Origin of the sequence: Subtercola boreus (genome assembly GCF_006716115.1) — a bacterium.
GTDB lineage: Bacteria > Actinomycetota > Actinomycetes > Actinomycetales > Microbacteriaceae > Subtercola > Subtercola boreus.
On record NZ_VFOO01000001.1, the window covers coordinates 2,870,534 to 2,882,347 of the forward strand.

General features: G+C 67.7%; 10 protein-coding genes. 9 read left to right on the forward strand and 1 reads right to left on the reverse strand.

Features of this window, described 5'->3' with window-relative positions:
* Positions 1 to 164: 164 nt before the first annotated feature.
* The 3 genes from FB464_RS13400 to FB464_RS13410 are packed head-to-tail and all read left to right on the forward strand — an operon-like array spanning position 165 to position 3,568.
* Positions 165 to 1,106, forward strand: a complete 942-nt coding sequence (locus FB464_RS13400; RefSeq protein ID WP_246093062.1) for a permease — start codon at positions 165 to 167, stop codon at positions 1,104 to 1,106.
* Positions 1,096 to 1,986: a TIGR03943 family putative permease subunit gene (locus tag FB464_RS20460; protein WP_116413413.1), complete on the forward strand. Its 891-nt coding sequence runs from the start codon at positions 1,096 to 1,098 to the stop codon at positions 1,984 to 1,986. The genes FB464_RS13400 and FB464_RS20460 overlap by 11 nt, the downstream gene beginning before the upstream one ends.
* Positions 1,976 to 3,568 (forward strand): hypothetical protein, encoded by a 1,593-nt coding sequence (locus tag FB464_RS13410; protein WP_116413412.1) that lies wholly within the window; start codon positions 1,976 to 1,978, stop codon positions 3,566 to 3,568. The genes FB464_RS20460 and FB464_RS13410 overlap by 11 nt, the downstream gene beginning before the upstream one ends.
* A gap of 223 nt (positions 3,569 to 3,791) precedes the next feature.
* On the opposite strand, the gene FB464_RS19855 is transcribed toward FB464_RS13410, so the two are convergent.
* Positions 3,792 to 3,944: a hypothetical protein gene (locus tag FB464_RS19855; protein WP_170151832.1), complete on the reverse strand. Its 153-nt coding sequence runs from the start codon at positions 3,942 to 3,944 to the stop codon at positions 3,792 to 3,794.
* A 119-nt stretch (positions 3,945 to 4,063) separates the two neighbouring features.
* Between FB464_RS19855 and FB464_RS13415 the strand changes: the two genes are divergently transcribed.
* The 6 genes from FB464_RS13415 to FB464_RS13440 all read left to right on the forward strand — a co-directional run bounded on the left by FB464_RS13415 (position 4,064) and on the right by FB464_RS13440 (position 11,795).
* Positions 4,064 to 5,077, forward strand: a complete 1,014-nt coding sequence (locus FB464_RS13415; protein ID WP_116413411.1) for a LacI family DNA-binding transcriptional regulator — start codon at positions 4,064 to 4,066, stop codon at positions 5,075 to 5,077.
* A gap of 222 nt (positions 5,078 to 5,299) precedes the next feature.
* Entirely contained in the window at positions 5,300 to 6,007 is a 708-nt protein-coding gene (locus FB464_RS13420) for an L-ribulose-5-phosphate 4-epimerase (RefSeq protein ID WP_116413410.1), read from the forward strand.
* A gap of 145 nt (positions 6,008 to 6,152) precedes the next feature.
* A complete protein-coding gene (chvE, locus tag FB464_RS13425) occupies positions 6,153 to 7,283 on the forward strand; it encodes a multiple monosaccharide ABC transporter substrate-binding protein (RefSeq protein WP_116413409.1) in 1,131 nt (376 codons plus the stop codon).
* A 99-nt stretch (positions 7,284 to 7,382) separates the two neighbouring features.
* Positions 7,383 to 8,915: a multiple monosaccharide ABC transporter ATP-binding protein gene (mmsA, locus tag FB464_RS13430; protein WP_116413408.1), complete on the forward strand. Its 1,533-nt coding sequence runs from the start codon at positions 7,383 to 7,385 to the stop codon at positions 8,913 to 8,915.
* A complete protein-coding gene (mmsB, locus tag FB464_RS13435) occupies positions 8,915 to 10,156 on the forward strand; it encodes a multiple monosaccharide ABC transporter permease (protein ID WP_116413407.1) in 1,242 nt (413 codons plus the stop codon). Before mmsA ends, mmsB begins: the two co-directional genes overlap by 1 nt.
* 31 nt (positions 10,157 to 10,187) lie before the next feature.
* Positions 10,188 to 11,795, forward strand: coding sequence for an ATP-binding cassette domain-containing protein (locus FB464_RS13440; protein ID WP_116413406.1), 1,608 nt, complete (start codon positions 10,188 to 10,190; stop codon positions 11,793 to 11,795).
* Positions 11,796 to 11,814 lie beyond the last annotated feature (19 nt).

Genomic DNA, 11,814 nt, shown 5'->3' on the forward strand with positions numbered 1-11,814 from the left:
GTCCCCTGTCACGTCTGCCCACGAGCGAACAGTCGCGCCGCGACATCCGCCCGCAGAGCCGCCCCCCGGGCCGCGCGCAGCAGAGCCGCGACCGCCGGAACCCCTCCCTCCGCGACCTGACCCGCTCCGAGTTCAACCCCGCTCCGCTCATCGGCATCGCCGCGGTGCTGGTGCTGCTCGGCATCCGGTGGCTCGCCCCCGCCTCGCTCACCGAGTGGATGACCGACCCGGCCCGTGACTTCGTCACTCTCACGATCAGCGTCATCATCGAGTCGCTGCCGTTCGTCTTTCTCGGCATCGTGCTGTCGAGCCTGGTGCAGGTGTGGTTGCCGGAGGGGTTCCTGCTGAGGCGCCTGCCGAAGAACCCGGCCCTCCGACGGCTCAGCATCTCTCTGCTCGGTGTTCTGCTGCCGGTCTGCGAGTGCGGGAACGTGCCGCTCTCCCGCGGCCTCATCATGAGCGGCCTGACCGTCGCGGACTCGATGACATTCCTCTTCGCCGCCCCGATCCTCAACCCGATCACCATCATCACGACGTACCAGGCGTTCGGCTGGAACGACGGCATCCTGGTCTCCCGCATCGTCGGCGGGCTGCTGATCGCGAACCTGGTGGGCTGGATCTTCAGCCGCCACCCGCAGCCCGAGAAGCTGCTGACGCCCGGGTTCCAGGAGGCGTGTGCCATCGATGCGGCAGCCCCGCGCACGGGGCGTCTCCGCCGCACCTTCCTGCAGTTCTCGAGCGAGACCAGCGCGATGATGCCGGCGCTGTTCATCGGGGCGGGGATCGCCGGGCTGATCCAGGTGGCCGTCTCCCGCAACATCCTCATCGCCCTCGGCAGCAACCCGCTCTGGTCGGTTCTGGCACTCATGCTGCTGGCGTTCGTCGTGGCCATCTGTTCGAACGTCGACGCGTTCTTCATCCTGTCGTTCGGGTCGACGTTCCTGCCCGGCGGCATCGTCGCATTCCTCGTCTTCGGGCCGATGATCGATGTGAAGATGCTCGCCCTGCTGCGCACCACGTTCACAGCAAAGACCCTCGTGCAGGTGAGTATCCTGATCGCGATGTGTGCAGCGACTCTCGGACTGGCGGTCAACTATGTCCTTTAGCCGCCTGGTCTCCCGCTGGCAGGGTCTCGCGCTCAGCCTCGTCGGCGTCGTCGCCACCGTGTGGCTGGGGTTCGCCGGGCAGCTGGGGCTCTACATCCACCCGCGCTACTCCGTGTTCACCCTGATCATGGCGGGTATCGCGGTGGTGCTCATCGTGGGGGCGTTCGCGGTGGTACCGTCGGCTGACGACGAACACGAACACGAACACGGGCACGATCACGGCCCCGAGCACGACGGGCACGGTCACGGTCCTGAGGCGCATGGCGACCAGCACGGGCATCCGGTCGCCCACGACGCCCTGGTGAACCGCAACGCGCCGGGCCCGGGCCGCCCCCGCCGCAGCAGGCGGTTCTGGATGCTCGCCGGCACCGCCGCGAGCCTCGCCGTCGTCGCGGCCGCCGTCGCCACCCTGCTCGTGGTGCCGCCTTCGACGCTGACCTCCTCCACGGTCGAACAGCGGAGCATCAACAGCTCCTCGGCCACGCTCGGCAGCACCAGCGCGCAGGCCGCGAGCACCACCGACGACACGTCTGCGTACACGGTGAAGAACTGGTCGCTGCTGATGCGCCAGGGCGTCGGACTCGACTACTTCGCCGGCCGGGCCGCCAGCGTGACCGGGTTCGTCACCCCCGACGCCGATGACCCCGACAACGTCTTCTTCATCGCCCGTTTCGTGGTGACCTGCTGCGCGGTCGACGCCCAGCCGGTCGGCGTCGCGGTGTACCAGCCGGGCTGGCAGAGCTCGTACCCGGTCGACAGCTGGGTGAGCGTCGACGGCACGTTCGGCGCCGATCCGAGCGTGCTCAGCACCGCCTCGATCGTGTTGCAGCCCGACCGGATCAGCGCCATCGACCAGCCGTCGGACCCGTATGTCTACTGACCCGCGCGCCCCCGCCGGCCCGCGCACCCCCGCAGAGCCGCCCGCCCCCGCCGGCCCTCCCGCCACCGCCGACCCGCGCACCGCACGGCGGTTCCGGATACTCCTCTACGGCAGCATCGCCGTCTTCGCCCTGCTCGCCGCCGGCCTGGTCGCACTGAACCTCACGCAGGGACCCCGGATGACCGCCGCCCAGCTGAACGTGGCCACCAGCGTCGAGCGGGCGGGCCAGCGGCTGCTCCTGCAGGCGAACGAGGTCATCGCGCCGGTCGCCGACGCGCAGGTCACGGTGAGCCCCGCAGCCGAGGTGAAGACGACGACGAACCAGACGAGCATCCAGATCGAGTTCACCGGAATTCTCGCGTACAACACCACCTACACCGTGACGGCGACGGGCGTGCGGAGCACCTCGTTGGATGCGACCTCGACCTTCAGCTACTCGTTCACCACGCCCGACGCGAACGTCTTCACCCTGCTGCGGGGGCAACCGGATGACCGGATCGAACGCTCGTCCCTCACCGCCGGCACCGGTGAGACTGTCTACAGCGCTCCGAACATCAGCCTCTTCACCACCCTCGGCCAGAAGCTCGTGGTCGCGACCACCGACTCCGACGGCTACGACCTGCTCGACATCGTCTCGCCCGACGGATCGGCGGCCAGCATCCCCGTGCAGCTCGCCGGCCCCGGCACCGTCACCGGGCTGGTCTCCTCGGCGAAGAGCAACCTCTTCGGGTACACCTACCGTGCGGCTCCGTCGCCCTACTACCCGACCTCCGACGACCAGCTCTACATCTACGACACCACCCTCGGCCAGGCGTATTCGATCCCGGTCACGGGGCCCGACCGCGAGCTGCTCGCCGTGCAGTCGTGGGCGTTCCTGCCCGGAACCACCTCGCTCGTGGTGCAGGACCCCGGCGGCGCGCTGTTCCTGGTCGACGCGCTGGGCCTCCTCGACGGCTCGTCCGCCGCTGTCGAGGTCGGGTCGGCGGATGCCCTACTGGGTTTCCTGCCGAACACGAAGACACTCGTGACGGAGACCGCCGGGTCGGCCTCCACGATCGACTTCGCCCAGCCCGGCACCCCGGTGACGGCGCCGTTCGCGTTGGCCGCTGCACCCCCGAACGGCTCGCTCGCTGCACCTGCGACTGCCGCCGCCGCTGCAGCCGCGACCGGCGGGCCCGCGACCGGTGCCGCCGCCGAGGCCACCGCCCCCGGCGAACCTGCAGCCCTTACCGGAGCCCCCGCCGCCACCGGCGGAACGGGCGGGGCAACCGCCGCCCATCCGGAACCTCTCGATGCCTCGGGCACCATCGTCACCCCCGGACCTGATGCCACGACCCTGCAGAAGATCACCGGCACCGGCACCGAAACGCTCTTCACGGCGCCGGAGGGCAGCACGATCATCCGTTCGTGCCTGTCGACCAACGGCCGGTACGCGGTCGCGGAGACGGCTCCGGCCACGGCGGCCGCCGCAGAGGCTCCGGATGTCGCGGCCGACGCCACGACGACCTACATCCCGCTCGACGACCCCACCGCCTCGCGCACCGTCGCCGGCTCGAACCCCGACTGGTGCAGCGCCGCCTGACCGCGTGCGCCACCCCCCGCCCGCCGAACCGCCGACCCGCCAGCCCGCCGCCAGCCGCCCGCCGCCCGCCAGCCACCCCCAACCGCGGAAGCGCTACACATTGTCGCCTCCGCGTGTGCGCGCGCAGGCGCGGACGCGACAAACGGTAGCGGATCGTGCCGGAGGGTGCGTGCGCAGCGCGCAGGAGCGGGCGGCCGGGGGGGGGCGGGACGGGCGGGGCGGCTCAGTTGCCGCCGGTGAGGATGCCGTAGATGCCCGTGCCGAGGAAGTACAGCCCGACGGCCGCGACGCCGATCCAGATCGCGATTCGCGTGTTCGTCGGCCGCTTCGGATCCTTCGGATCCGTCGGCTCTTCGGGTGCGGGGGTGTAGCTCACGATGGGTGCCCAGTCTCGTCGGCGAAAACAGCATCGTCTCACACATCGGGGCCGACTGCTGAGCATGTGACTGTCACACGCCACACTCCGCTCCGAGCGGCCGGGGGCATAATGAACCCGTGCCATCCGACCCGACCCGCAACCGCGCCCCGAGCATCCGTGATGTCGCGCGGCTCGCCGGCGTCTCGTACCAGACGGTCTCGCGGGTGCTGAACGATTCGCCGAACCTCCGCGAGGAGACCAAACTGCGGGTGCAGCAGGTCATGGACGAGCTGCAGTACCGCCCGAACCGCGCCGCGCGGATGCTCGTGACCAGCCGGTCGCGCACCATCGGCATCATCTCGGCCTCGAGTTCCCAGTACGGGCCTGCGTCGAGCATCACGGCCATCGAGCAGGCCGCCCGCGCGGAGGGCTACTTCGTCAACATCGTGAACCTCGACGGCAGCGACCGCGCCTCGATCGAGCGGGCCCTGAACCACCTGCTCGACCAGGCCATCGAGGGGCTCGTCGTGATCGCGCCCCAGGTGCGCGTCTTCAACACCTTCACCGAGATGAACCTCTCCGTGCCGTTCGTGACACTGCAGTCGACCGGCACCTCCGACCATGCCCTCTCCGTCGACCAGATCGCCGGCGCCCGGCTCGCGACCCGGCACCTGATCGAGCTCGGCCACCGCAACATCTACCACCTAGCCGGCCCCCAGGACTGGATCGAGGCGGAAGCCCGGATGCACGGGTTCCTCACCGAGATGAGCGAGCACGATGTGGCCGCCACCGCCCCGATCCTCGGCGACTGGACGGCCGAGTTCGGCTACTTTGCGGGCCGCGAACTGCTGAGGGTGCGCGACTTCACGGCGATCTTCTCGTCGAACGACCAGATGGCGCTCGGGCTGATGCACGCCATCCGGGATGCGGGACTCGACGTCCCCGGCGACATCAGCATCGTCGGGTTCGACGACATCCCCGAGGCGCGTCACTTCTGGCCGCCGCTGACGACCGTGCAGCAGGATTTCGGAGAGCTCGGCCGACGCGCGGTGGAGCTTCTGCTGAATGGTGGCGGTCAGCTCGGAGAGCACCCTGCAGGCATCGTGCCCGACCTGATCGTGCGGGAGAGCACGGGGCCCAGTCGCTTCTGAACCGATTCAGTCGCTTGGGGAAGTACCGAGGGCAGCAGGGGCACAGCGCGTTACAGAACTGTGACAACTGGCGCTTGACAGGTGTTGCAGGCTTATGGCTAACATGAGTCCAGCCCAATGTGACCGTTCACATGACAGGCTCACCTCATCACCAGCCTGAAGAACACACACCGGCCGAGCACAGACAGTGCGGGCCGCATCCGAGACGAAGGAGTCCGTGTCATGAACTACGGCCCTGAGACCGAAGTCCTCATCGCAGGCCTTCGTGAAGACGTCGCCCGGCTGCACTCCGAGCTGACCCGGTACGGACTCATCGCCTGGACGAGCGGCAACGTCTCTGCCCGCATCCCGGGCCGGGAGCTGTTCGTCATCAAGCCGTCCGGCGTGCGGTACGACGACCTGGGCCCCGAGAACATGATCCTCTGCGACTTCGACGGCGAGGTCATCACCGAGACGCCGGGCAGCGATCGCCAGCCCTCGAGCGACACCGCAGCGCACGCGTACATCTACCGCAACATGCCGCAGGTCGGCGGCGTCGTGCACACCCACTCGACCTACGCCACGGCGTGGGCGACCCGGGGCGAAGAGATCCCCTGCGTCATCACCGCGATGGCCGACGAGTTCGGCGGCCCGGTCCCGGTCGGCCCGTTCGCGGTGATCGGCGACGACTCGATCGGCGTCGGAGTCGTGAAGACCCTGACCGGACACCGCTCGCGCGCCGTCCTGATGCAGAACCACGGTGTCTTCACAATCGGCCGTGACGCGACCGACGCCGTCAAGGCTGCGGTGATGGTCGAGGACGTCGCACGCACCGTTCACGTCGCCCGCCAGCTCGGCGACCCCCTCCCCCTGCCGCAGGAGAGCATCGACGCTCTCTTCAGCCGCTACCAGAACGTCTACGGTCAGGCTCCGGAAGGTGCCCTCCAGTGACCCGCCCAGCGCCCAGCGCTCCCCACGATTTCTCGCTCCCGGCGAGACACCAGACCTGCGTGACTCCCGACTCGGGGATCCGCCGGACACACAGCACCTGCTGACAAAGAAGTCCCTCCCCTTGCACAAATCGAAAGGAAACACAGTGAAGAAGAAAGTTGTACTTTCCCTCCTGGCCTCCGCGGCCATGGTGGTTTCACTCGCAGCCTGCTCCTCGGGCAGCTCATCAGGCTCCTCCACCGACGGCGCTGCCGCCGGTGCCGGTGGCCTCATCGGTGTCGCGATGCCGACGAAGTCGTCGGAGCGTTGGATCGCCGACGGCAACAGCATCAAGGAGCAGCTCGAAGCGGCCGGCTACACGGTCGACCTCGAGTACGCCGAAGACGACATCCCCACCCAGGTCAGCCAGCTCGAGAACATGATCACCAAGGGCGCCAAGGCCCTGATCATCGCCTCGATCGACGGCACCACGCTCACCAACACGCTGCAGAACGCCAAGGACAATGACATCCCCGTCATCGCCTACGACCGCCTGATCCGCGACTCCGAGAACGTGGACTACTACGCGACGTTCGACAACTACAAGGTCGGCGTCGAGCAGGGCACGTCCCTCCTCACCGGCCTCGGCGTGCTCGACGCGAGCGGCAACAAGACCGGTACCAAGGGCCCGTTCAACATCGAGCTGTTCGCCGGTAGCCCCGACGACAACAACGCGACGTTCTTCTTCAACGGCGCGATGGACACCCTGAAGCCGTACATCGCCGATGGAACCCTCGTCGTCAAGAGCGGCCAGACCGACTTCAACACGGTCGCCACCCTCCGTTGGGACCCGGCCACCGCCCAGTCGCGCATGGAGAACATCCTCACGTCGACCTACTCCGACGGAACCACGAAGGTCAACGGCATCCTGTCGCCCTACGACGGTATCTCGCGCGGCCTGATCTCCGCCGTCACCTCGGCGGGCTACACCGTCGGCGCCGGCTTCCCGATCATCACCGGCCAGGACGCTGAGCTCGACTCGGTCAAGGCCATCAACGGCGGAGAGCAGTACTCCACCGTCTACAAGGACACTCGCGAGCTCGCGAAGGTCGCCGTCGCCATGGCCAGTGCCGTTCTCGAGGGCAAGACGCCTGAGACGAACGACGACAAGACCTACGACAACGGCAAGAAGGTCGTTCCGTCGCAGCTCCTGCAGCCGGTCATCGTCACCAAGGACCTCATCAAGAGCGTTCTGATCGACGGCGGCTACTACACCGACGCACAGGTCAACGGCTAGTCTGAACCACCCCGGAATCCGCCCGGCCCTGCAGCTTCTGCCGGGCCGGGCGGAAACCCCTTTTTGCACCACCCACACACTTTTAGAGGAAGAGATATTGTGACCACCAATATCCTGGAAATGCGCAGCATCACGAAGACGTTCCCCGGCGTCAAGGCGCTGCAGAACGTCACGCTCGACGTGGCCCGCGGCGAGGTCCACGCGATCTGCGGTGAGAACGGTGCCGGCAAGTCGACGCTCATGAAGGTCCTGAGCGGGGTCTACCCCTTCGGCACCTACGAGGGCGACATCGTGTTCGAGAACGAGACGATGGAGTTCCGCGACATCCGGGACAGCGAGGCCAAGGGCATCGTGATCATCCACCAGGAGCTGGCGCTCAGCCCGTTCCTGTCGATCGCCGAGAACATCTTCCTCAACAACGAGATCAAGGGCGCCTTCGGCCTGATCGACTGGAACAAGACCAACATCGAGGCCTCGAAACTCCTCGCCCGGGTCGGTCTCCGCGAGAACCCCACCACGAAGGTGCGGGAGCTCGGCGTCGGCAAGCAGCAGCTCGTCGAGATCGCGAAGGCACTCTCGAAGCGGGTCAAGCTGCTGATTCTGGATGAACCGACCGCCGCCCTCAACGACGAGGACAGCGATCACCTCCTCGACCTGATCCTCTCGCTCAAGGGCCAGAACATCACGTCGATCATCATCAGCCACAAGCTCAACGAGATCAAGAAGATCTCGGACACGGTCACGGTCATCCGCGACGGCAAGGCGATCGAGACGATCGCCAAGACCGACGTGACTGAGGAACGCATCATCAAGGACATGGTGGGCCGCGACCTCGAACACCGCTACCCCGACCACACCCCGCACATCGGCGAGGAGATCCTGCGCGTCGAGAACTGGACGGCCTACCACCCGCAGGACCCGACGCGCATCATGGTCGACAACGTCAACCTGAACGTCAGGCGCGGCGAGATCGTCGGCATCGCAGGGCTCATGGGCGCCGGGCGCACCGAGTTCGCGATGAGCCTGTTCGGCCGCTCCTACGGCACGCGCATCTCGGGCCAGGTGTACAAGCACGGGGTCGAGATCAAGACCCGCACCGTGTCGGAGGCCATCGACAACGGCCTCGCCTACGCCACCGAGGACCGCAAGTTCTACGGCCTGAACCTCATCGAGGACATCAAGCGCAACATCTCGATGGCCTCGCTGAAGAAGCTCGAGCGCGCCGGTCTCGTCGACGACAACAAGGAGTACGAAGTCGCCGACGGGTACCGCAAGTCGATGAACATCAAGGCGCCTTCGGTGCTGTCGAAGGTCGGCAAGCTGTCGGGTGGCAACCAGCAGAAGGTCGTGCTGAGCAAGTGGATCTACTCCGACCCCGACGTGCTGATCCTCGATGAACCGACCCGCGGCATCGACGTGGGCGCGAAATACGAGATCTACACGATCATCAACAAGCTCGCCGCCGAGGGCAAGGGCGTCATCGTCATCTCGAGCGAGCTGCCCGAACTCCTCGGCATCTGCGACAGGATCTACGCCATCGCCGAAGGCCGCATCACCGGTGAACTGCCCATCGCAGAAGCCACCCCCGAAACGCTGATCAAGTACATGACCATGGAAAAGGAACGCGCCTGATGTCCAACCTCGAAACGAAGCCGTCAGACGACACGGCCGCCGGTGGCCGGGTCAACCCGGTCGAGAACAAGTTCACCACCGCCCTCAGCCACGTGCTGAGCGACCTGGGCAAGAACGGCATCTTCATCGCCCTCGTGCTCGTGGTCGTGGTGTTCCAGATCCTGACCAACGGCGTGCTCCTCCGCCCGCAGAACGTCTCCAACCTGATCGTGCAGAACGGGTACATCCTGATCCTCGCGATCGGCATGGTGATGGTCATCGTCGCCGGCCACATCGACCTGTCGGTCGGATCCGTCGCGGCCTTCGTCGGCGCCGTCTCCGGTGTCTTCGCCGTGAACATGGGGCTGCCGTGGTGGCTGTCGATCATCCTGTCGCTGCTGATCGGTGCCGCCGTGGGAGCCTGGCAGGGCTTCTGGATCGCCTATGTGGGCATACCCGCGTTCATCGTGACGCTGGCCGGCATGCTCATCTTCCGCGGGCTCGCGCTCGTGGTGCTCGGCAACGCGAACATCGGTTCGTTCCCCGAGGAGTACCGCGCGATCGGTAACGGCTTCCTCACGAACGTCTTCGGCAACCTCGACGTCGACCCGCTCACGATGGGCGTCGCGGTCATCGCGATCATCGCCCTGATCATCCAGTCGGTGCGCACCCGCCGTGGCCGCCAGAGCTACGGCCAGGCCGTGGAGCCGATCGGCTGGTTCATCGGAAAGCTCGTGCTGGTCACGATCGTCGTTCTGCTCTTCGCCTACGCTCTCGCCACCTTCAAGGGCATCCCGGTCACGCTGATCATCCTCGCCGTGCTCATCCTGATCTACGGCCTGGTCATGGGGCGTTCGGTCTTCGGCCGCCACATCTACGCCATCGGTGGCAACCTGCACGCTGCCGAGCTGTCGGGCATCAAGACCCGCAACGTCACCTTCTGGCTGTTCGTCAACATGGGCGTGCTGGCTGCCCTCGCGGGCCTCGTCTTCACCGCCCGCCTCAACCTGGCCGGCCCGAAGGCCGGTGACGGCTTCGAGCTCGAGGCGATCTCCGCGGCCTTCATCGGTGGTGCGGCGGTCACCGGCGGCGTCGGAACCATCGGCGGCGCCATCATCGGTGGTCTCATCATCGGTGTGCTGAACAACGGTATGTCGATCATGGGTATCGGCATCGAGTGGCAGCAGGCCGTCAAGGGCCTCGTGCTGCTGCTGGCCGTCGCCTTCGACGTCTACAACAAGCGTCGTTCGGGCGGTCGTTGATCCGGCGCGTCTGAACGATCGGTCTGAACGGATGCCCGTGCACGGCCCGTCCCTCACCCTGAGCTCTGTCTCAGCGAGGTCGGCGGCCGGCACGGGCATCCGTTCTGTGTCGTTCGAGGTGTCTGGCGGCAGCGTGCACGGGATCCTCGGCGAGAACCTCTCGGGGGCATCCGAAGTGCTCGCGGTGATCGGCGGCTTCCTGCCCGTGGCCGGCGGCCAGCTCACGATCGGCGGCATCGAACGCCACTTCGTCGGCGCCGCCGCGGCCGAAGCAGCCGGCGTGCGGGTGCTCCGCGCCGATCCCGCCGTGGTGCCGCACACCTCCGTCGCCGAGAACATCTTCCTCGGGCACGAGAAGTCGGCGGGCGGCTTCGTGCGGTTCGGCCGGATGAACGCCAACGCCTCCGAACTGCTCACCCGCTTCGGCCTCGGTGGCGCGGTGGATCCGGCCAGCAGGGCAGGCGACCTCGGCCGGGCCGAGCGCTGGATCGTCGAGTTCTGCCGCTGCATCGTCGCGGAACGCACGGTGGTGCTTCTCGACGAGCCCTTCTCGGGTCTGGATGCCCGGGGCCTCGCCCTCGTCGCAACGGGCATCCGGCGGCTCTCCGCCGAGGGGGTCACCGTGGTCGTCGCATCGCACCGCCTCGATCTGCTCCGCCGGGTCGCGTCGAGTATCACGGTGCTCTCCCGGGGCGCCGCCGTCGAGACTCTCGCCCTCACCGCGGATTCGCCCTCGACCGAACAGTTGGTGCGGCACATGACCGCCAACATCGTGGTCACGCCGCGCCCGCAGCACGAAGACCTGGAGCCCGGCCCCGTGGTGTTCGAGCTCTCGTCGTGGACGGCGTACCACCCGGTCGACACCGCCCGCACCGTGGTGCAGGATGTCTCGCTGACTGCCCGGCGCGGGGAGATCGTCGGGCTGGCCGGTCTTGAGGGATCGGGCATCAGCGAGCTGGCGCTCAGCCTCTTCGGGCGCACCTTCAGCTCCCGCGTCAACGGAACGATGCTGGTCGGTGGCCGGCCGCTCGAGGCGGCGACACCCCAGGAGTCGGTCGCAGGCGGGGTGGGGCTGTCGACGACGGCCAACACGAAGTACGACCTGAACCTCATCGGCGGCATCCCGTCCCGCATCTCGTCGGGCATGCTGGCGCGGTTCGCGAGGCTCGGCCTCGTCGACCGGGACCGGGACTACCGCACGACCGCCGCGCCCGCCTTCGGGCTCGGCGGCATCTCGGCACTGGTCACGCGGCGCGGAGCGGCGGGCACGGGTGGCGCGGGCGGCGCAGGCGGTCGGGCGGGAGATGGCGCGACGGGCGGCACCGGATGGCCGGCGGGAGCCCAGCGTCACCTCGATGCCCTCGGCGCCTGGCTCGACCTGCCCCTCGGCCAGCGGCCCGTGGTCGTCGTGCTCGATCATCCGACCGCCGCCCTCTCCCCCGACCGGGTGGCCGCGCTGCGCGACCTCATCGTCGAACTGGCGGCCGGCGGAACGGCGGTACTGCTCGCGTCAGACGACCTCGACGAACTGCTCGTGCTGACGAACCGTGTCTACACGCTCGCCGACGGGCGGGTCACGGCAGAACTCCTCACGCGCGTCGCGACGCCGTCGGGCCTGCTGGCGAAGATGATGGGCTGAGGGCGCCGCGAAGCGCGGT